This window comes from Fulvivirga sedimenti (assembly GCF_020328055.1).
In genome coordinates this window covers 827,049-848,364 of record NZ_JAIXNE010000004.1, presented here as the reverse complement: position 1 = coordinate 848,364, position 21,316 = coordinate 827,049, and the positions used below count along the sequence as shown (strand labels likewise).

Below are 21,316 nucleotides of genomic sequence, written 5' to 3'. Positions count from 1 at the left end.
AATATAGCTATATGGCCACGAAAAATGAAAGCAGAAAATATTATCTATACCTGATCAAATCAGCGGTTTTCCTGCTGATCCTTTATTTCATTTACCGAAAAGTTGAGGAACATCCGGAAGATTTCCAGAGTCTGCAGCATTTTCTTCAGGATCGGTTATCCGTTGGTATGTTAGTTCTGCTTGCCTTATTGATCCCCGTGAACTGGGGCCTTGAAATTGTGAAATGGCGTTACCTGGTGCGGACCAAATATCCAATAAGCTGGAAGGCAAGTACCGAGGGGGTGCTTTCCGGACTGGCAATGGGTTTTATCACACCCCATGGAATCGGCGATTATTTCGGACGGCTCACTTCTATTGATTTAAAAGGAAAATCCAGTTTTATAGGTTTAATTATGGCAAGTCGTTTTGCCCAATTATCGGTTACAGTTTGTTTCGGTATGTTGGGCGTTACGGTGATTTTGAGTTCGGCTGAAATTGCCATGCTGCTGGGATTGTTTTCAGGAGTGGGAGTGGCAGTCGTTGTGTTACTCAAGTATATCTCCTCAAAAAAACGAAAACGTTACCTCGATTTTATTGGCCGGTACTTTGAAATATTAAGATCACTTACCATCAGATCTTACGCAGTTATATTTGTGTTATCTGTCTTTCGTTATATGACTTTTGCTTTTCAGATGACCCTGGCCATTCGTGTTTTTGCTGATCAGGATTGGTGGCTGTCTTTTGCTGGTACGACATGGATCCTCCTGGCCAAGTCGGTTATCCCCTCGTTTAATTTTCTTAGTGATCTTGGAATCCGGGAATTTTCCGGTATATATTTCTTTGATAATTTTCAGGTGTCACCAGTGCCTGTAATTGCTGCCACCTTGCTGATCTGGTGTTTAAATATAGTATTGCCTACCTTGGCAGGAGCATTTCTGATGCTGAAAATAAGGTTCAAATGATTATACTCCTGGTTTTTCCGGCATTATACTGTATACTCCTACTGGTGTCGATCATCCTTTGGGCCAGGATACCTTCTGTGGGTGTAAATACTGAGGCGAGGAATAGTTTTTCTGTTTTGATACCATTTAGAAATGAAGAGCAGAAACTGGAATCTCTGATGAATTCTCTGCTTGGAGTTGATTACCCGGCAGATCAATTCGAGGTTATATTTATTAATGATCATTCCTCCGACGGGGGGGAGGCAATGATTGAATCAGCCTGTAATAATTATCAAAACTGGAAAATTATAAATCTCAAACAGCAGACCGGGAAAAAGTCTGCGCTGTTAAAAGGGGTTCAGGAAGCCAGATATCCGATTTTAATTACGACAGACGCTGATTGTAATGTACGTCCCGGCTGGCTCAGAACCTATGATCAGGCTTACACACGGCCAGATACACATTTCGTGGCAGGCACCATAGAGCTTGCTTATGAAAAACCCACTCTGCCGGTGATATTCCAGGTGTTTGAACAATATGCTCTCACGGGTTTGACAGGTGTAACCATGCATTCCAGGTATCCAACCATGTGTAACGGAGCTAACCTGAGTTTCACGAAGGAAGCATTCCTGGCAGTGAACGGATATGAAGGTAATGAGCAAATCCCCAGTGGAGATGATCAGTTTCTGTTAAAGAAGGTAACATCGAGGTTCCATGATTCGGCAATTTTTATGAAAGACCCGCAGGCGGCTGTCAGAACGGGGGCAATCACAGAATGGGATGAAATGTTGCATCAGCGGATCAGATGGGCTGCAAAATGGAAATCGACCGGAGGTATGGTTTCTGTGATGGCTGTATTTATTGCATTAACTTATTTCTCCCTCCTGGTTTCATTATTCTTTACACATCAGAGCATGATTGGTGAATATCTGCCGGGAATTCTGTTGACCAAACTTTTTGCAGATGCGTTGTTTGTGGCAGCTGTAGCCGGGAAGAGGATACATGCAGGATTATATATTTATTGGCCAATAATTCAGGTCATTTACCCGTTTTATACGTTGTTTGTGGTATGGAAATCAATTCGCGGAAATTACATATGGAAGGACCGCAGGTATTCCTCCGCAGTTTGACCAGGAAATTCGTATATTCAATTTGTCATTGAAATTTCATGAGTGCTGAATCGATAGAATCAAAGTATAATCTCAAAGAACTTCAGGTTAATGCCTTGCTGGAGATTACACAGGCAATCAATAACAACCTGTCGGAAACCTCCCTGTATAAAATATATGAGTTTACCTTGCGCGCGAACCTGCGCACACAGAAGCTGGCCCTGTTTGTTTTAGACGATGAGTGGGGGTGTAAGATCTGGTTCGGAACCAGCAGGAGCTGTGAGGAGGAAATACCTGCTGAAGATATGCTTGGGCTGAAGACAGTGACAAAACTCAGCGAAGAAAGGGATGATATTTTTGGGGAGTTTGATTATGCGCTGCCCGTGATTCATAAAGATCGCACCCTGGCCATTGTTTTTGTGGGAGGCATGTTAACGAATCATGATCAGGCAACCACGTCGAGCAACCTGAGGTTTATACAGGCCTTGAGTAACATTATCCTGGTGGCTATTGAAAACAAGAAACTGGCACGCCAGCAACTGGAACAGGAATCTCTTCGAAAGGAACTTGAAATCGCCAGTGACGTGCAACATTTTCTTTTTCCGGAGTCTTTGCCGTACGGTCCCCGTTTGAAAATTGAAGCCAGCTATTTACCGCATGACCGGATTGGAGGCGATTATTATGATTATATACCCCTGAACAAAAATCAGTTTTTGCTATGTATCGCAGATGTGAGCGGGAAAGGTATTCCGGCAGCGCTCCTGATGTCGAATTTCCAGGCTTCCCTTCGCACACTGGTCCGCCAAACCGGTAATTTGAGAGAGATCATTGAGGAATTGAATTATCAGATCCTTGAAAATGCCAAGGGAGAAAAATTCATCACCTTTTTCGTATGCATTTATGATCATACATTAAAGACACTGGCCTATATCAATGCAGGCCATAACCCGCCGGTATTAATTAATGGAGAAGATGTACAATGGCTCAAAGAAGGTTCCACTGTCTTAGGGGCAATGCATCCGCTGCCATTTATTAACGAGGGATTTATTACCGATTTGGAAGACTTTGTTCTCTTTTGTTATACGGATGGAGTTACCGAAACGCAGAATGAGGAAGAGGAGGAGTTTGGCGAACACCGACTTTCAAATTTTTTCAAAGACCATCATACCCGCGACTTGAAGAAGATCCATCATGATATCATTATTGCACTGGATAATTTCAAGGGTAAAAATGGATACAGGGATGATATTACTATATTGTCGTGCAAGATTAATCCCTGATGCTGTATTTTCACCGAACACCGGAGCTGCTGAAATGGCTCTATCCCGATCATATATGGCAAATGGAACGAAACTCCGATCGGGTGTATCTCACTTTTGATGACGGCCCGGTTCCTGAAATGACCCCTGCAATACTGGATATTTTACACGAGAAATCCGTGAAGGCCACATTTTTCTGTGTGGGTGACAATGTAAAGAAATACCCGGATATTCTGGACAGAATGTTGCAGGAAGGACATCACGTCGGAAACCACAGCTTCCATCATTTAAATGGCTGGGCAACACCCCGGGAAACATATCTCGCAGATGTGGATGCCTGCACCACTGTATTTCGGGAAAGAGGCGTTCAAACCACCTTATTCAGACCCCCTTACGGTAAAGTGAAAAGAAGCCAGGCACGGGAGATCCTTCAACAGAATAAAATCATCATGTGGGATGTGCTCAGTGGAGATTTCGATCCGGCTTTATCACCGGTGAAATGTTTGTCAAAAACACTAAGCGCTGTCCGCCCGGGATCCATTATTGTGCTGCACGATAACCCTAAAGCGGCGGAAAGAACCTTTTATGTTCTGCCGCGACTTATTGATCACCTTCTTGAATCCGGATTGAAATGCTCAGTAATCCCATATTAATTAATTCCATCATGGGGATCCTCTGTCTTGCAATCTTGCAGGACATCCTCCTGTATTTTCTTTTCAAGCCGTATAAACCCGGAACTACGGATCCTGTTTCGTTGCCATATGTGAGTGTGCTCCTGGCCATGCGTGACGAGGAGGAAAATGTGGATCGTTGTCTGAATGCAATACGGAACCTTGACTATCCGAAAGGCAAAATTGAAATCCTGGTCGGTGATGACGACTCATCAGATAAGACCCTGGAATTGCTGAGAAAACATGAAATGGAAGATGACAGGATACAGGTGATTTCTGTTAGGGAGGAGCTCGGACTGGCAAGGGGCAAAGCGAATGTTCTTGCGCATTTAATAAATAAAGCGGCTGGCAGTGTATTTTTAATCACTGATGCTGATGTCGAATGTAACCCGGCCTGGGCCAAAACCATGGTCGGAAACATACCTGAAAAGGTTGGGGTGATTAACGGACTGACCGGTGTTTCTGGGAATATATTTCAACATTATGAATGGCTTCAGGCACAGGGTATGTTACATGTTCTGCAGCGGTTTATTCCCATTACAGGAATTGGAAATAACATGTTGGTTACCCGGGAGGCATATATGGCCACGGGAGGTTTTGAAACTATCGCATTTTCGGTAACAGAGGATTTTGCACTCACGCGAAGAGTTTTAGAGGAGGGTTTCTCCCTTTCAAGCCGGTTATGCAACAAGGCAAGGGGGACTACTCTTGCCAGAAATGATATTGGATCGTTGCTGTCTCAACGTAAACGCTGGATGCAGGGGGCTGTGAGAATGCCTGTTTTTATTGTGTTCCTTTTGCTGGTGCGAGCGCTGTATTATCCTGCCATTATAAGTGCGTTTATCCTTTTTCCAAAAATTGCTGCGGTGGCTTTTTTAGTCAAAACACTTTTTCAGGCGGGATTGATCCGTGCGGTTAACAGGGAATCTGGAAGAAAACTTATGGTTTTTCCGCTCATGATGTATGAGCTGTATGCCTTTCTAATTTCCTGGGCAGAAATTATTGCTTACCTGATCCCAGGTAAGGTGAAGTGGAAAGGACGGGAATTTACCTGAAATTGGCTTGTGCGCTTATCGAGCTGTAGGAGTCGGTCACCCAGTTCAGAAACATGCCAATACATTCATGGCATATAAAGAAAACTGAGCCCAGCAGGATCATATAAAATACGATCTGAAGCTCATTGTTCGAGACGGCAGAATAAAATTTCATGTTGGTGCTTGTTTAGGTTATCCCAATATATAGATTAAATTCTATTGCACGATAACACTATTGTTACATCAGGAAATCCTCTTTTTTGCGATTTCTGAAGGATTATAATGATACATTTCACGGAATGAACGGGCAAAATAGGATAGATTATTGAATCCTACCTCATAGGCGATCTCTGTGACAGACTTCCCTGACTCCTTTAATAACTGAAATGCACGGCGTAATTTTCGCTCACGGATGTGGTGGCTGCTGGACTTTCCGGTAATCTTCTTAATCTTTCTATGGAGTTGAACACGGCTGATCCTGAGATCTGAGGCCAGGTCCGAAACGGTATATCGCTGATCAGCAAGATGTGCATCGAGCAGGTCGTTGATCTGCTCCAGAAAGTTTTGTTCGGAGTCACTTCTGAATCCATGCATGGAACAATTTAATCATTTTAAAGGGAGAATTCAATACACCTGATGATTGTATGCGTGAATCTCTTAAGAATCCTTAATTTCGCAGAAATTATAAATTCAAACCCTTGATTGACAGCCACGCACATATATATCTGAAGCAATTTGATGAAGACAGGGATGAAGTCGTAGGACGAGCACTTGATAACGGAATCACGCGGATTCTCATGCCCAATGTTGACCATGAGACTATTGAAATCATGTTTGAGGCTGAGATGAAATATCCGGAATCATGCATGGCCATGATGGGGCTGCATCCGTGCAGTGTGGACCGGCATTTTGAACGGGCGTTATACGAAGTGGAAAGCTGGCTTGGAAGCCGCGAATTTGTTGCTATTGGCGAGATTGGAACCGACCTGTACTGGGATCGTACTTATTGGGGGCAGCAGCAGGAAGCATTTAAGATCCAGATGGCATGGGGGGCGGAAAGGGATTTGCCGGTTGTTATTCATTGCCGTGAATCAATCGATGAGACGATAGAACTTGCAGAGTCCCTTCAGCTGTCCGCATATAAGGGTGTCTTTCATTGTTTTACCGGTACACTTGAGCAGGCCCGAAAAATCACAGGCATGGGATTTCATCTGGGTATTGGAGGAGTGGCTACTTTTAAAAACGGAAATCTGGATGAGGTACTTAAAGAAATCCCGCTGGATCGTATATTATTGGAGACAGATAGTCCGTATCTTGCCCCTGTGCCGCACCGCGGCAAAAGAAATGAACCGGCGTTTGTACGGCTGGTTGCTGAAAAGATCGCTGGCGTGAGGACGGTCGGACTGGATGAAGTGATCGCAGAAACCACGCAAAACTGTCAACGTTTATTCGGCATCAAATGAAAACAGAACGAATCCAGGTTATTACGTCTTCAGCCCATGCTCCGGATCGCAGTGTGCTGATCATTTATACCGGTGGAACGCTGGGTATGATCCACAATGACCAGGGGCTCCTGGTTCCGTTTGATTTTGCAAGTATTTTATCCCATGTGCCTTCATTGCGGCAACTCGGGCTTAATCTTACAGTAATTTCGTTCCATCCCCCAATCGATTCCTCTAACATGACACCGTCCTACTGGACGGAAATAGCCAGGATCATACATAATGAATATCTCAATTTCGACGGTTTTGTTGTATTGCACGGAACTGATACCATGGCTTACACGGCTTCGGCGATAAGCTTTATGCTCGAAAACCTGAATAAACCAGTGATTTTCACAGGCGCTCAGTTGCCCATTACAGCATTTCGCAGTGATGCCCGCGAAAACCTTATTACTTCCCTGGAAATCGCTTCCGCTCAGGATAACGGAATTCCAGTTGTTCCCGAAGTGGCGATCTATTTTAATAATGTGTTGCTGCGTGCAAATCGTTCAAAGAAAGTTGAAAGTGTACACTTCGATGCTTTTGAGTCTGAAAACTATCCAATGCTGGCGGAGTCTGGTGTTGTGATCCATTATAATCATGCCATGATCCTTCAGACCCCTGCAGGACCGTTGACACTGCATGACAAATTGGACAACCGTGTTGCCATACTTAAATTATTCCCGGGCATTCCGCGGGAAGTAGTGGAGGCCATTGTAAATGTGGAGGGCTTGAGAGCGGTGGTTTTGGAAACCTTTGGCGCTGGCAATGCAATCTCCGCTGACTGGTTTATCGACTTGTTACGTGTGACTATTGAAAAAGGTGTGGTTATCGTTAATGTGTCTCAGTGCAATGGAGGAAGGGTAATGCAGGGCAGATATGAAACCAGCAAGCAGCTCGAGGCGATCGGTGTTATTGGCGGTGAGGATCTTACGACGGAGTCAGCTGTGACGAAGCTGATGATGGTCCTGGGTGAGGAGACGGATACCGTTCGTGTAAAAAAGCGGTTCATACAGCCCGTATGTGGCGAAATGACTGATTTGAAGGCGCTATTAAATTAATTTTATCCTTGCATAAAGTCTTTTTTATTGATTTATTTGTGACTTGCCTGAACGTAAGGTTTGGGGAACGGAGAGGTGACCGAGTGGTTGAAGGTGCTCGCCTGGAAAGTGAGTGTGCCCCAAAAGGGTACCGGGGGTTCGAATCCCTTCCTCTCCGCTGAATGTTCGAAAAAATTACTAACTTTAATAAATTTTAATTAGCACTTTACCAAACACGTTTAATCATCTCAAACCTTGAGAATCCTAAAACTTAAATTATGAAAAAACTATTTGCATTATTGGCGATTGCAGGGATGATGTCCCTAGGTTACCAGTCTCAGGCTCAGGACGAGCAGGAAACGTCAGATATGGTTGAAGAAACAGTTGATTCTACTGCTGCTGCGGTTGAGGAAGTTGTGGAAGAAGCCGCACCTGTCGCTGTCACGGAAATTGAACCTGAAGTTGAAGAAGAGGCTAAGTCATTCCAGCAGATCATCAAGGAGAAATTCATCGAAGGTGGTGTGGAATGGATGACGCCTGTATTGATCTGTCTAATTCTCGGACTGGCCATTGCAATCGAAAGGATCATTACCTTGAACATGGCAACCACCAACACCAACAAATTGTTGGCAAACGTTGAAGATGCCCTTGCCAATGGTGGTGTGGAAGCTGCGAAAGAAGTTACACGCAATACTAAAGGCCCTGTTGCTTCAATCTTTACTCAGGGATTGATGCGTATGTCTGAAGGTATTGAAATGGTTGAAAAATCGATTATTGCTTACGGTTCCGTAGAAATGGGCCGCCTGGAGAGAGGTCTTGTTTGGATCTCACTTTTCATCGCACTGGCTCCGATGCTTGGTTTTACCGGTACTGTAATTGGTATGATCGCGGCATTTGATGCGATTGAAGCTGCGGGTGATATTTCACCCCAGATTGTTGCGAACGGTATTAAAGTGGCCCTCCTTACCACGGTAGCGGGTCTGTTCGTAGGTATCATACTGCAAATTTTCTACAATTACCTTGTGTCTAAAATTGATTCCCTGGTTAATCAGATGGAGGATGCATCCATCACACTTGTTGACCTGCTTGTAAAACACAAGCTCAGCGGCAAGTCTTGATTTAATGTTGGAATTAAAATTAATTAACACATGGAAACTTTTGTAAACATAGCGATCCCTGTAGCCTTGATTATGGTGTTGGCAGCGGCAGTATTGTCACTCGCATTACCATTGATCAAGTCGTTGGGTGAGCCTAAAGTACTCTTGAAGAGCCTTCTGGGAGTTGCTGCCATCGCAGTGGTTTTCCTGATTGGCTGGGCAATTGCCGGAGATGAAGTTACTGCAAAATATGCGTCACAAGGTATCACCGAAAGCGGTTCTAAACTGGTAGGCGGTGCACTTACCACGATGTATATTCTGTTTATACTCGCAGTAATCGGAATTGTATTTAGTGAGTTTAATAAAGCATTGAAATAATGGCCAGAAACAGGAAAAGGGAAGATCCCCAAATCAATTCGAGCTCGATGGCAGACATTGCCTTCCTGCTGCTGATCTTCTTTCTTGTGACGACTACCATTGCCAATGATCGAGGTCTGTTTATTCCGCTTCCCCCGGATCCGGAAACGATGGAAGATGTGGATATTAAGATTCCTGAAAGGAACCTTTTCAAGATCCAGATCAACTCGGCTGACCGCTTATTGGTTGAAGGAGAACCGTTAGAAGATGTATCCGCGATCAAACCTATGATTAAGGAGTTTGTGCTTAACTATGGCGCAGATCCTGAGTCTTCGGATAGTCCGGAAGAAGCCATCGTTTCACTGAAGACCGACCGTGGTACCACACAGGCGAGATTCATTGAGGTTCTGGATGAAATTCAGGGAGCCTACTATGATATCTACGCAGACCGTGCCGGGGTAACAAACCAGGGATGGCGTAAGATCATCGATAACCTGAACGATCCGGAGAACAGGCGATTGTATGACGTGGGAAGAGGTATGACGCCGGAAGGCAAACCTGAATTCCCCATGAATATTTCAATTGCAGAACCTACTAAAATCGGAGGGTGATATGTCGAAATTCAAGAAAAAAGCAAATACCAAACAGGAAATACCTACCTCGGCACTGCCGGATATTATTTTCATGCTGTTGTTCTTCTTCATGGTGACCACGGTGTTGCGTGAAGTGACCATCAACGTGAAACAGCGTATCCCCGAAGCTTCGCAGCTGAGAAAGCTGGAGCGCAAGTCACTGGTAAGTTACCTGTATGTAGGTGAACCGAAGAAAACAGAACAGTGGGGATCAGAACCGCGAATTCAGGCGAATGACCAGTTCATCGAACCAAAAGATGTTATTCTTTGGGTGAGCCAGGAAAAGGATAAGCTCGATGAAAATGAACGTGACCAGATCACGATTGCTATGAAGGTTGATAAGGAAGCGAAACGCGGACTTATATCCGACATCGAGTTGCAGTTGCGTAAGGCCAATGCCCGTAAACTGCTGTACACTACGCTTCAGGAAACGGAGTAAGTGTTGAAATAAATAATGCAAATTAAAAGGGTTCCATTTGATCATGGAACCCTTTTTTAATGGTATGAAGCTCAACGATCCGAAAATAATTAACGGCTGGTGCATGTACGACTGGGCAAACTCAGTGTACTCACTCGTGATCACATCGGCCATTTTTCCGGTTTATTACCAGGAGGTTACCGCATCTGAATTCTCAGATACCGTTCAGTTCTTCGGATTTGGTATTTCAAATACAGTCCTGTATTCCTATGCCTTGTCGGCTTCTTTTCTGATCACAGCGATCATCTTGCCGCTGCTTTCGGGGATGGCAGACTACAGTGGCCGAAAGAAGAACTTCATGAAGGGATTTGTCCTGGTAGGAGGTCTGGCATGTATGGGGTTGTATTTTTTCAGGGGAGACAATATTGAATTGGGAATTTTACTTTCCATGCTCGCTAGTATCGGGTATAGCGGAAGCCTTGTTTTCTATGACGCATTTCTGCCAGAGATTGCCACCCCGGATCGCTTTGATAAAATATCTGCCCGTGGTTATGCATTCGGCTACGTTGGCAGTGTGATCCTGCTGCTGTTCAATATATTCATGCTCATGAAACCGGATCTGTTTGGAATACCGGAAGAACAGGGAGACCTGGCGGCACGTATATCATTTCTAATGGTAGGTCTCTGGTGGATTGGGTTCTCTATTATCACCTTCATAAGACTTCCAAATAATCCGTATAACCGGAAGGCAGAAGGAAATATTTTGACTGAAGGTTATCTTGAAATTCAGCGGGTGTATAATTCCCTGTCGGATCTTCCAAATTTGAAGAAGTTCCTGTTTTCGTTCTTTTTCTATAATATGGGTGTTCAAACCGTGATGTACCTGGCCGCCAGCTTTGGATCAAAAGAGCTAAAGATGGCCTCTGAAAGCCTGATTCTCATTGTGCTCATCATTCAGCTTGTAGCCATTGCAGGGGCATACTTTTTCGCTCATCTGTCTCAACGGAAGGGAAACCGGTATTCACTGATTATCATGATTAATATTTGGATCCTGATATGTCTGGCAGCTTATTTTGTATATACCACACCTCAATTTTTCGCGCTTGCCTTTGCAGTCGGACTCGTGATGGGAGGTATCCAGAGCCTTTCCCGGGCAACCTATGCAAAGCTGATTCCTGAAAGCAGCATCGATCACGCGTCTTATTTCAGTTTCTATGATGTCACCTATTATATTTCCACAGTGGTTGGCACCTTCGTTTACGGCCTTATTGAACAACTTACCGGTAGCATGCGAAGCAGTACTCTTGCACTGATGATATTCTTTGTGATCGGACTGTTATTGATGCTGGCGGTACGAATTCCGCATAGCAGGAAATCGGTTCTTTAAATAAAGGAATCCTGATACAAATAAAGAATTACGCTGATAGCCACACTCAGGTATACCACTACGATCGGGAAGCCAAACTTCAGAAAATCTTTGAATGAGTATCCTCCGGGACCAAAGACGATAAGATTCGTCTGATATCCAATCGGTGTGAGGAAAGCCGCGGATGCAGCATAGGCTAATCCCAGGTAATATGGGGTGCCATCCACACCAATACTATTGCTCACCGCATATACGACAGGGAAAATAATGGCCACAGCACCAACATTGGTGATAAAGGAGGTGAGAATGGTTGTGAAGATCATTACACCGGCAAGGATTGCAATACTTCCATAGGGTTGCAGTAATCGTACTACCTCCAATGCCAGCAGATCACCTGTACCCGTACGGATCATGGCTTCACCGATTGATATCGACAGAACAAGTATCGCAACCATATTAATATCCAGATCACGCTTGATGTTTTTTACCGTTATCAGTTTCATGGCGGTCATGACAACGAAAATGATCAGCAGTGAGGTAAATAGGTTAAACGCCTGGGTAATGAGTAAAATCAGCGCAAGACAGGCCACAGTAATCAGCCTTCTTACACTGGACCTGCGGGGCTGAATTTCCTTTTGATCCCCGGCAATCACATACATATCCTTATAGAGGTCGACCCTGTCACCGAATTGCTCGCCGGCATACATAAGCAGAACGTCGCCTGCCCGCAATTTCACATCACCAATCTTACCACTGAGTTTTTCACCGTTTCGATGTATGGCAACGACGGCCGCATCATAACGTTCCCTGAAATTCGCTTCCTTCACTGTTTTTCCATTGATACTCGAGTTTCCACTCAGTACTGCTTCCACGATGTGAATTTGCTTTTTAGGATCAGATTGAACCTGCTCGGGATACCGGATGCCAAGTTCACCCAATTTCAAATCAACGATGGGATCTGTATTTCCAGCAAAAATCAGAATGTCCCCCTGTTCAATAATTTCCTGCGGCTTCACAGGAGAGATCGTTTCTTCGCTTCGTATAATCTCCACCAGGTAAATGCCTCTAAGGTTTCGCAGCCCACCTTCAATTACAGTTTTTCCAATCAGTGAGGAGTTTCGGTCGAGACGTTTTTCAATCAGGTATTCCCGCTGGTTTACCTTGAACTCTTCAATGAGATCTTTATTATCCGGAAGTATGTGCTGAGCGAAAATGACCATAAACAGGATTACTGCGACCGCAACGCATAGTCCGGTGATCAGCAGATCCAGTGAATGCAGTCCGGGAAGCCCGTTCTCTATCATGAAACCGTTCAATACCAGGGTGGTGGAGGTTCCAATGATTGTGATCATACCGCCAACGATTGTTCCATAGGATAGTGGAATCAGGAGTTTCGACGGCGATATACGGTGTTTTTTACCCCATTCAAATACATAGGGCGTCATCAGAACGACGACTGGGGTGTTATTTACAAACGAGGATAAAACGGCAACCTTGGCCAGCATCCCGGCCAGAAATCGCCGATAAGTTTTAGCCCTGCCAAAGACGCGGTCCAATATCCGTTCGGTATTAAAATTGGAACGGATCCCTGCCGTAATCAGGACAAGGATGATCACGCTTGCGATCGATTGATTTGAAAATCCGATCAATACATCCCCCGGTGACAAAATACCCAGCAGGATGAACAAAATCACAGCCAGCAGAAAACTCACCGTGTGTTGTATCCATTCCGTATATAAAAGGATAAACATCAGAATCAGGATTCCGATGACAAAATAGGGCTGAAGTTCAGGGGAAAGTGTAAAAATCATTTCGTCTTCTACTGCGCTCGAATATAGTGACTTCAGCTCAAAATTCTCAATCCGAACCTCTATCTTTCTTGAATAGGGACCGTCTGACATATATTTCCGAAGATGTAGTCGTAACTTAGCGAATATGGTAAGGCTGAATCTTCCTCCATTTAATATCAATGTGCGCAAAAGCCAGGGGAGGCTGGAGATCTTCGATGTAATTCGGAAAAAATTCATCGTTCTGACCCCCGAGGAGTGGGTTCGTCAGCATATGGTGCATTACCTCAAAAATGATCTGAACTATCCGCTCTCACTGATTCAGATAGAAGGCGGGTTGAAGTACAATAAACTTCAGAAAAGAACCGATATCCTCGTGTTTAATAAACAGGGTAATCCTGCCGTACTGGTTGAGTGTAAGTCCTACAAGATGAAAGACATGGGGGAAAAGGTTTTTCAACAGGCTGCCATGTATAACCGGGAAATGAAAGCACCGTACCTTGTTATCACCAATGGGTGGGGGTATTATTGCTGGTCATTCAGGGAAGGGGATATCCGCCAGGAAAAAGAAATCCCTGCCTGGAATGAGATCAACAGGCAGGGATAAAAGTTACTGTATATTTTTTTAGATCAGATGCTCTTCCACACGTACAAATGGCAGGTCAAATGCTTCGGCAACAGCTTCGTAAACGACATCGCCTTTGATAACATTAAGACCCAATAACAGCTCCCGATTTTCCTTGCATGCCTTTTTCCATCCTTTATTAGCCAGTTCTATAGCATAAGGAAGTGTGGCGTTGGTGAGTGCTAGAGTGGAGGTATAGGGTACAGCACCAGGCATATTTGCCACGCAGTAATGTAGAATGCCATCGATCACGTATGTCGGATCTTCATGAGTCGTCGGTTTGCATGTTTCAATGCATCCGCCCTGGTCAACCGCAACGTCTACGAGTACTGTTCCTTCCCGCATTTCCTTCAGCATATCACGTGTAATCAGGTGTGGTGCCTTGGCTCCATGGATGAGTACGGCACCTACAATAAGGTCATGTGTGGGTACCAGTTCCCTGATGTTATATTCGTTTGACATGAATGTGTTCACATTGGCTGGCATCACATCGTCAAGGTAACGCAGGCGGGGAAGGTTAACATCCATGATGGTCACATCGGCACCCATACCTGCAGCCATTTTCGCAGCGTTGGTTCCAACAACACCGCCACCAAGGATCAACACCTTTGCCGGACGAACACCGGGTACACCTCCCAGCAGGATACCCCGGCCCTTGAGGGGTTTTTCGAGATATTTAGCACCTTCCTGGATAGCCATACGGCCTGCAACTTCCGACATGGGAACCAGAAGGGGCAGACTGTGATCAGCCTTTTCAACTGTTTCATATGCCAGACATACCGCCCCGCTCTTGATCATAGCGTGTGTAAGCGGTTCGTAGGATGCAAAATGGAAATAAGTGAAAACCAGTTGATCCTTCTTAATTAATTCATATTCAGGTTCAATTGGCTCTTTCACCTTCATAATCATTTCGGCTTTGTCATAAACAGCCTCGATAGTTGGCAATATGCTTGCGCCTGCCTGTACATATTCGTCATCAGGAAAACCACTGCCTTCCCCGGCGTGGGTTTGAATATATACCTCATGTCCCCTTTTGACAAGTTCCTGAGCTCCTCCGGGTGTGAGGGCTACGCGATTTTCGTTGTTTTTAATTTCCTTGGGTACTCCAATGATCATGATATAGTGATTTTAGCATTCCAGCCACAAATATAATCACTCATGACCGTTCGGAACATAGATTTATGAATGATGGTTTTGCAGGCATCGATAAAAAAAATTAAAACCATATTAAATTTTATATAATGTATGTTATACAAAATAATAGATTGGTAAATCGCGTTTTTATTTATCAATATTGGGAAAAAAATTTCCTGATTTTTTATCTGCTCTATTTTGGAAAAGTATCTCTATTTGTCAGATCATACCTTTTAATGTAATTTAGAGCCGGAAATCCGAACGGGAATTTTTTAAAACATATTAAATAAAGTGAGTATCGCCAAGACAGCCAGAAAGACGAAAAATTCTACCGAAGTATTACAGGACTTTAGGTTAGCTTGTGAAAGCCGGGAAGCCAGTTTACTTGGCAGGAAAGAGGTTTTTATGGGCAAGGCCAAATTCGGTATTTTTGGAGATGGCAAGGAGCTGGCGCAGATCGCAATGGCTAAGGTTTTTCAGCCCGGTGATTTCAGGTCAGGTTATTATCGCGATCAGACCTTCATGCTGGCAATAGGTGAACTCACACTGCAACAATATTTCGCACAGTTGTACGCTCATACAGATGTTGAAGCGGATCCGGCTTCTGCCGGGCGACTGATGAATGGTCACTTTGCAACGCGTATGTTGGATGATGAGGGCCGTTTAAAGGAAATCAGCAAGCTTAAAAACAGCAGTGCCGATATATCACCAACCGCCGGACAAATGCCACGGCTGGTCGGACTTGCCTGGGCATCAAGCCTGTTTCGTCAACGGAAAGATCTCCATCGATTCACTGAACTTTCTAATAAGGGCAATGAAATAGCCTTTGGTACGATTGGAAATGCATCTACCTCGGAGGGTATGTTTTATGAATCCATCAATGCGGCGGGGGTTCTTCAGGTACCGATGTTAACCTCGGTCTGGGATGATGATTATGGTATTTCCGTTCCGAAGGAATATCACACAACAAAATATAGTATCTCCAAAGCGCTGGCAGGTATGCAGCGGACAAAGAACGAACCGGGGCTTGAGATCATGACGGTGAAAGGTTGGGATTATCGTGCCTTGATTGCTGCATATGAGAAAGCCGCCAAAATTTGCAGGGAGGATCATGTGCCCGTGCTACTGCATGTAACAGAGGTTACCCAGCCACAGGGCCATTCCACCTCCGGATCCCATGAGCGTTATAAATCCAAGGAGCGTCTTGAATGGGAGGCAGAGCATGATTGCATTCGTATGATGCGTAACTATATCCTTCAGGAGGGTTTTGCTGATGAGGCCACTCTTGATGAGATTGAAAAGAAAGCTAAATCCACCGCAAAAGCGGCAAAGGATGCCGCATGGAAAGCCTTTAACTCCCAGTTAAAGGCTGCAGAGGATGAAGCCCTGGCGCTGATCGATATGGCCATGGAACAAAGTATCCATAAAACTGCACTGAAAGAAATCAGGCAGGAATTGGCAACTACCGTAAATCCCATCCGGATGGATTCGGATCGTGCGGTTCGTAAAGCCTTACGTACTATACGTGAAGAGGAACTCGAGGTAAAAGATCGCTTGCGAACCTGGATAAAGCGGGAGGAGAATGCAAATTTCGACAGGTTCAGCTCACATCTGTATAGTCAGTCTGAGGAGGCAGCCACAAATATTGAGGTTGTTCCCCCGGTATATTCCGAATCAAGCAAGTTAGTTGACGGCAGGGAAGTACTCCAGGCCTGTTTTGACGAGGCGCTTGCACGCGATCCGCGTGTCTTTGCCTTCGGTGAAGATGTTGGGAAAATTGGAGATGTTAATCAGGCTTTTGCAGGTCTTCAGCAAAAGTATGGTGAATTAAGAGTTACAGACACCGGAATCAGGGAGACGACCATTATCGGACAAGGGATTGGAGCCGCATTGAGGGGATTGAAGCCCATCGCTGAAATTCAATATCTTGATTACCTGATTTATGCCCTGCCCACCCTGAGTGATGATCTTGCAACGCTTCAGTATCGTACGAAAGGCGGGCAAAAAGCTCCCCTTATCATCCGTACAAGGGGTCACAGACTTGAAGGTGTTTGGCATGCCGGATCTCCGCTGGGTATGATTTTACATAGCTTGCGTGGCATTTACGTATTGGTTCCAAGGAACATGACGCAGGCAGCGGGTTTCTACAATACAATGCTGCAGTCAGACGATACAGCCCTGATCATCGAATGCCTGAATGGTTACCGGCTTAAAGAGAAAGTTCCTGATAATATCGGGACATTTACTGTACCACTCGGCCATCCCGATATATTGCGTGAGGGGAATGATGTAACCATTGTGACCTATGGTTCTATGTGCAGAATAGTCATGGAGGCAGCCCATCAACTTGAATCAGAAGGTATTTCCTGTGAAGTGATCGATGTTCAGTCATTGCTGCCTTTCGATGTTAATCACAAGATCGTAGAATCTGTCAGGAAGACGAATCGCCTGGTATTCGCCGATGAAGATGTTCCCGGTGGTGCCAGCGCATTTATGATGCAGCAGGTGGTTGAAGGACAGAATGCCTGGAGATACCTCGATTCGAAACCGGTGACTATCAGCGCAAGAGAGCACCGGCCAGCGTATGCTTCGGATGGGGATTATTATTCAAAGCCAAATACCGAAACCGTGTTTGATGCGGTTTATAAAATGATGGCTGAGGCTTTACCCAACCGTTTTCCTGATATTTACTAAAGATGTATAAATGGATGATCTGTCCGGGTTACCCGATGGATTACTGAATTTCATCGAGTCGGAATGCAGGCGTTTCAATTTCGTTGCTTTTGTGTCCTGCCCGATCATAGATAAATACCTTCAGTTTTATTCGATTGTTTTGAAAGGTGCTTCTCCAGCCGACACTCGTCATACGATATGTAATTACACCTTCGGATGATTTGTCCCTGCCAATTTCATTAATGAGCGGAAAGCGGCCGTTGTAATTAACGTTGCATTCTGGCGGACGGGAAAATTCCCAAAAGAACTCTTCGAAATCATTGCTTCCTGGAACATTTTCCACGAAGAATTTCACATACATATTATTGAATCGCGGATTTTTTTGATAGTAGACAGTATCATCGACAATCGGCTGATCACTTTGAGGTCCGAAAATCTGTATCTCCCTCCAATATTGGCAATATTCGGGGAAGCTGTAATCGGGTAAGGTATCCAGTTCAGGAATGTTGCGACGATCGGAAAACCGGATAATATTATTTACGAGTTCGAGATCTGATTGAGATGCCCCGGATAGTGTATCCAGTGCATATTCAGTAATTCTTTCCGAAACAGGATTGAAGGCAAAAAGCGAGAAATCATTGAAAGGTGACTCACGGTCACGCGGATCCTCTGCCCGTAATCCCAAATCTCCGTCTCCATCCTCGAAATCAATTTTTAAAATCAGTGAATCAGACTCCAGAAAACCTCCGACCTCCACATACCTTATATCGTTGAACGAAATGTTGGGTGTTATCGGGAATTCCTCCGTATCAACGCAGGAAACCATGCCAAGCATAAGGACGGATAACCATAAAACATTTATCTTCATGCCTAAAATTACTATTTAATCCAAGATAATCCGAAAACACTGGCCCCTTTTGAACATATCAAGCGACTGATTGACGGCGGTGAACTCATCGATTTCGACAGGCTGGCAATGGAGGTATTCCATCTGCAGGCCGGTCAAAACCCGGTTTACCGGGCTTTCCTTCATTATCTTGGTGTCAATCCAACTAATATAACGCAGATTCATCAGGTTCCGTTTATGCCGGTTGAATTTTTTAAGCAACACCGTATCGCCACGGGCAACTGGGAGGAGAAGGAAGTATTTACAAGCAGTGGAACAACCGGAATGCGTGTTAGCCAGCACTTCATAGAGGATCCTGGGTTTTACCTGCGCCATTCATTGCAAATCTTTGAGTCGTTTTACGGTGCGGTAACTGACTACCACATCCTCGCTCTTCTCCCTGGATACCTTGAACGGGAGGGGTCATCCCTTATCGCGATGGTTCAGTATTTCATAGAGCGATCTGAAGACAGCCATGGTGGTTTCTTTCTTCATAATCATGATGAATTACGTGAGCGGATTACCTGGCTTTCGCAGAACAGTGATCGAAAAATATTACTGCTTGGCGTATCCTTTGCACTCCTTGATTTCGCTGAGGAAGGTGATATTCCGGAGCTGAACAACCTTATCGTAATGGAAACCGGAGGGATGAAGGGGAGACGAAAGGAGATTTTGCGGGAGGAATTGCATGAAACACTTTGCAAGGCCTTTCATGTCACAGAAATTCACTCTGAATACGGCATGACAGAGTGTTTGTCCCAGTCATATTCAAAGGGCGGAGGTATCTTCCGTATGCCTTTCAGCATGCGTATTTACCTTCGTGATGCAAATGATCCGCTTGACAGCAGCAATGAAGTGAGCAGGGGTGCCATCAATATCATTGACCTGGCAAATGTGCACAGTTGTTCTTTTCTTCAGGTAGGGGATTTAGCTGAGAAAACAGCCAACGGATTCCGGGTTCTCGGCCGGATGGATAATTCCGATGTTCGCGGTTGCAATTTAATGGTTCAGAGTTCGTTTTAATGGTGTACTTTGGAACAGAATGTACTTTTTTGTGGTTTTAAAGTACTAAAAGTAAATATTTCACTATATTTCGAATTCGAAAATTTAAAATTGTACACATGAAAGTTCGAATCGCCCTGTTTTTGTTTGTTGTTTTCGGATTATCTGCATGCAGCCAGTATACCTGTCCGACCTATTCAAAGGAAGATGTTAAGAAAGAGGTAAGCGAAGAGCAACACATTTGATCTGAAGGTTACCCTATGTCAGTATTGCGCTGAACGTCCTTTTCATTTATTGTTTCCCCGCTCATTATTACCAGTCGTTCCACAACATTCCGTAATTCACGGATGTTCCCTGTCCATTCGTGTTTTTGAAGAAGTTCGATTGCTTCCTTGTTAATTGACTTTGGCTTTGTTCCGTATTCGTTTGCAATGTCATTTAGAAAACGTTCAACCAGCAGGGGAATATCATCTTTACGTTCCCGAAGCGGTGGCACCTTGATCAGTATTACACTCAGCCTGTGATACAGGTCTTCCCTGAACTTGTTCTCCTCGATGGCTTTTTTCAGGTCTTTATTCGTAGCAGCTATGACCCGAACATTTACCTTGATCTCCTTGTCCCCGCCAACCCGGGTAATTTTATTTTCCTGCAGGGCCCGCAATACTTTCGCCTGAGCAGAAAGGCTCATATCACCAATTTCATCAAGGAAAAGTGTTCCGTTATTGGCTTGCTCGAATTTACCGATACGTTGTTTTACAGCAGATGTAAAGGATCCTTTTTCGTGACCAAAAAGTTCACTCTCGATCAATTCTGAAGGAATGGCGGCGCAATTCACTTCTACCATTGGATTTTTCTGACGGGTGCTGAGCTCATGAAGCCAACGGGCAACAAGTTCCTTCCCCGTACCGTTTTCACCAGTGATCAATACGCGTGCTTCGGTGGGGGCAACTTTTTCGATTGTTTCCTTTACCTCGCTGATAGCCCGGGACTCTCCAACAATGTCGAAAGTCTTTGATATTTTTCGCTTAAGGGTTTTTGTTTCCTGGACCAGGTCTGAACGATCCATGGCGTTCCGTACCGAGATAAGCAGACGATTCAGATCCGGCGGTTTTTGAATGAAATCGAACGCTCCTTTTTTGGTGGCATCAACTGCGGTTTCGATCGTGCCGTGTGCGCTGATCATTATGAACGGAACATCAAGTCCCTCCTCCATTACCTTGTCCCGCACCTCCATGCCATCCATTTTCGGCATCTTAATATCGCAGAGGACTACATCAAACTGCTCCTTCTTAAGCATTTCAAGTCCCTCGGCGCCATTTTTAGCTTCCTTTATTTCATACTTTTCGTATTCAAGGATTTCCTTAAGGGTATCCCGGATGCTCTGTTCGTCGTCGATTATCAGTATTTTCGGCATAAGATCGTTTGGTTAAAAAATAAGATAATACAAGCCTGTAAGCCGGGTTCTGTCTGCCGGCTTTCGCCGTCAGCCCTGTCATTTATCTGGTCCTGGCGTCACCACCAGGATCTATCAGCCTACCCATCCGGTCCGTTCCGAAGAACATTGGACGAGCCGCCCTCTGGGCCGGACTTATTTGGCCTTTCAGCGCGCAAGGTTTACCATGCCTCCCGGGTCACCCCGAAGAGCGGTGGGCTCTTACCCCGCCTTTTCACCTTTTCCTCAATCGAAATTGAGGTAGTTTGTTTTCTGTGGCACTTTCTGTACCCCGATCGAAATCAGGATCCTTCCCGTTAGGAAGTGCGCTGCTCTATGCTGCCCGGACTTTCCTCCCGTATAACGAGCGACAGGGCGGCTTGCATTATCTTA

At 44.8% G+C, this 21,316-nt stretch carries 22 protein-coding genes, 1 tRNA gene and 1 other RNA gene; 17 read left to right on the top strand and 7 right to left on the bottom strand.

Translation table 11 applies throughout. The features are described 5' to 3' along the window. Positions 1 to 11 precede the first annotated feature (11 nt). The 5 genes from LDX50_RS21795 to LDX50_RS21775 are packed head-to-tail and all read left to right on the top strand — an operon-like array spanning position 12 to position 5,014. Entirely contained in the window at positions 12 to 941 is a 930-nt protein-coding gene (locus LDX50_RS21795) for a lysylphosphatidylglycerol synthase domain-containing protein (RefSeq protein WP_225698325.1), read from the top strand. Beyond that, positions 938 to 2,050: a glycosyltransferase gene (locus tag LDX50_RS21790; RefSeq protein WP_225698324.1), complete on the top strand. Its 1,113-nt coding sequence runs from the start codon at positions 938 to 940 to the stop codon at positions 2,048 to 2,050. Before LDX50_RS21795 ends, LDX50_RS21790 begins: the two co-directional genes overlap by 4 nt. 38 nt (positions 2,051 to 2,088) lie before the next feature. Continuing rightward, positions 2,089 to 3,309 carry a GAF domain-containing SpoIIE family protein phosphatase gene (locus LDX50_RS21785; RefSeq protein WP_225698323.1) on the top strand — a complete coding sequence of 407 codons (1,221 nt, stop codon included), beginning with the start codon at positions 2,089 to 2,091 and terminating at the stop codon, positions 3,307 to 3,309. Next, positions 3,309 to 3,941 (top strand): polysaccharide deacetylase family protein, encoded by a 633-nt coding sequence (locus LDX50_RS21780; RefSeq protein ID WP_225698322.1) that lies wholly within the window; start codon positions 3,309 to 3,311, stop codon positions 3,939 to 3,941. The genes LDX50_RS21785 and LDX50_RS21780 overlap by 1 nt, the downstream gene beginning before the upstream one ends. Positions 3,942 to 3,952: 11 nt before the next feature. After that, entirely contained in the window at positions 3,953 to 5,014 is a 1,062-nt protein-coding gene (locus LDX50_RS21775) for a glycosyltransferase family 2 protein (protein WP_225698321.1), read from the top strand. On the opposite strand, the gene LDX50_RS21770 is transcribed toward LDX50_RS21775, so the two are convergent. Together LDX50_RS21770 and LDX50_RS21765 are read right to left on the bottom strand one after the other, a co-directional pair. Continuing rightward, entirely contained in the window at positions 5,007 to 5,168 is a 162-nt protein-coding gene (locus LDX50_RS21770; RefSeq protein ID WP_225698320.1) for a hypothetical protein, read from the bottom strand. The genes LDX50_RS21775 and LDX50_RS21770 overlap by 8 nt on opposite strands. A gap of 68 nt (positions 5,169 to 5,236) precedes the next feature. Further along, positions 5,237 to 5,587, bottom strand: a complete 351-nt coding sequence (locus LDX50_RS21765) for a helix-turn-helix transcriptional regulator (protein ID WP_225698319.1) — start codon at positions 5,585 to 5,587, stop codon at positions 5,237 to 5,239. Between the two features lie 104 nt (positions 5,588 to 5,691). On the opposite strand from LDX50_RS21765, the gene LDX50_RS21760 reads away from it, so the two are divergent. The 8 genes from LDX50_RS21760 to LDX50_RS21725 all read left to right on the top strand — a co-directional run bounded on the left by LDX50_RS21760 (position 5,692) and on the right by LDX50_RS21725 (position 11,405). After that, positions 5,692 to 6,456, top strand: coding sequence for a TatD family hydrolase (locus LDX50_RS21760; RefSeq protein WP_225698318.1), 765 nt, complete (start codon positions 5,692 to 5,694; stop codon positions 6,454 to 6,456). Beyond that, on the top strand, positions 6,453 to 7,535 hold the full coding sequence (locus LDX50_RS21755) for an asparaginase (RefSeq protein WP_225698317.1): 1,083 nt from the start codon (positions 6,453 to 6,455) through the stop codon (positions 7,533 to 7,535). The genes LDX50_RS21760 and LDX50_RS21755 overlap by 4 nt, the downstream gene beginning before the upstream one ends. A 69-nt stretch (positions 7,536 to 7,604) precedes the next feature. Continuing rightward, positions 7,605 to 7,692 (top strand) — tRNA-Ser (locus tag LDX50_RS21750). A gap of 100 nt (positions 7,693 to 7,792) precedes the next feature. Beyond that, positions 7,793 to 8,632 (top strand): MotA/TolQ/ExbB proton channel family protein, encoded by an 840-nt coding sequence (locus LDX50_RS21745; protein ID WP_225698316.1) that lies wholly within the window; start codon positions 7,793 to 7,795, stop codon positions 8,630 to 8,632. 30 nt (positions 8,633 to 8,662) lie between these two features. Then, positions 8,663 to 8,989: a hypothetical protein gene (locus LDX50_RS21740; RefSeq protein ID WP_225698315.1), complete on the top strand. Its 327-nt coding sequence runs from the start codon at positions 8,663 to 8,665 to the stop codon at positions 8,987 to 8,989. Continuing rightward, entirely contained in the window at positions 8,989 to 9,579 is a 591-nt protein-coding gene (locus tag LDX50_RS21735) for an ExbD/TolR family protein (RefSeq protein WP_225698314.1), read from the top strand. Before LDX50_RS21740 ends, LDX50_RS21735 begins: the two co-directional genes overlap by 1 nt. A 1-nt stretch (position 9,580) precedes the next feature. Further along, the gene (locus LDX50_RS21730; RefSeq protein WP_225698313.1) at positions 9,581 to 10,039 is read left to right on the top strand and encodes an ExbD/TolR family protein; all 459 of its coding nucleotides are present in this window, start codon (positions 9,581 to 9,583) and stop codon (positions 10,037 to 10,039) included. A 43-nt stretch (positions 10,040 to 10,082) separates the two neighbouring features. Further along, complete coding sequence (locus LDX50_RS21725; protein ID WP_225698312.1) at positions 10,083 to 11,405, top strand: MFS transporter; 1,323 nt, start codon at positions 10,083 to 10,085, stop codon at positions 11,403 to 11,405. On the opposite strand, the gene LDX50_RS21720 is transcribed toward LDX50_RS21725, so the two are convergent. After that, complete coding sequence (locus tag LDX50_RS21720; protein WP_225698311.1) at positions 11,402 to 13,285, bottom strand: SLC13 family permease; 1,884 nt, start codon at positions 13,283 to 13,285, stop codon at positions 11,402 to 11,404. The two genes, LDX50_RS21725 and LDX50_RS21720, sit on opposite strands and share 4 nt — an antisense overlap. A gap of 34 nt (positions 13,286 to 13,319) precedes the next feature. Here LDX50_RS21720 and LDX50_RS21715 point away from each other — a divergent pair, with 34 nt between their 5' ends. Beyond that, on the top strand, positions 13,320 to 13,778 hold the full coding sequence (locus tag LDX50_RS21715) for a type I restriction enzyme HsdR N-terminal domain-containing protein (protein WP_225698310.1): 459 nt from the start codon (positions 13,320 to 13,322) through the stop codon (positions 13,776 to 13,778). A gap of 18 nt (positions 13,779 to 13,796) precedes the next feature. On the opposite strand, the gene ald is transcribed toward LDX50_RS21715, so the two are convergent. Further along, positions 13,797 to 14,912 (bottom strand): alanine dehydrogenase, encoded by a 1,116-nt coding sequence (gene ald / locus LDX50_RS21710; protein ID WP_225698309.1) that lies wholly within the window; start codon positions 14,910 to 14,912, stop codon positions 13,797 to 13,799. 309 nt (positions 14,913 to 15,221) lie between these two features. Between ald and LDX50_RS21705 the strand changes: the two genes are divergently transcribed. After that, positions 15,222 to 17,624, top strand: coding sequence for an alpha-ketoacid dehydrogenase subunit alpha/beta (locus tag LDX50_RS21705; RefSeq protein ID WP_225698308.1), 2,403 nt, complete (start codon positions 15,222 to 15,224; stop codon positions 17,622 to 17,624). Positions 17,625 to 17,664: 40 nt separating this feature from the next. Here the strand turns inward: LDX50_RS21705 and LDX50_RS21700 are convergent, their stop codons facing one another. Further along, the gene (locus LDX50_RS21700) at positions 17,665 to 18,471 is read right to left on the bottom strand and encodes a hypothetical protein (protein ID WP_225698307.1); all 807 of its coding nucleotides are present in this window, start codon (positions 18,469 to 18,471) and stop codon (positions 17,665 to 17,667) included. 108 nt (positions 18,472 to 18,579) lie between these two features. On the opposite strand from LDX50_RS21700, the gene LDX50_RS21695 reads away from it, so the two are divergent. Further along, positions 18,580 to 19,512: an acyl transferase gene (locus tag LDX50_RS21695; RefSeq protein WP_225698306.1), complete on the top strand. Its 933-nt coding sequence runs from the start codon at positions 18,580 to 18,582 to the stop codon at positions 19,510 to 19,512. A gap of 98 nt (positions 19,513 to 19,610) precedes the next feature. Beyond that, a complete protein-coding gene (locus LDX50_RS30865) occupies positions 19,611 to 19,736 on the top strand; it encodes a hypothetical protein (protein ID WP_255647362.1) in 126 nt (41 codons plus the stop codon). An 8-nt stretch (positions 19,737 to 19,744) separates the two neighbouring features. Here LDX50_RS30865 and LDX50_RS21690 read toward each other — a convergent pair whose 3' ends face one another. Then, positions 19,745 to 20,905, bottom strand: a complete 1,161-nt coding sequence (locus LDX50_RS21690; protein WP_225698305.1) for a sigma-54-dependent transcriptional regulator — start codon at positions 20,903 to 20,905, stop codon at positions 19,745 to 19,747. Between the two features lie 22 nt (positions 20,906 to 20,927). After that, an RNA gene (gene rnpB / locus LDX50_RS21685) (RNase P RNA component class A) lies at positions 20,928 to 21,310 on the bottom strand. Positions 21,311 to 21,316 lie beyond the last annotated feature (6 nt).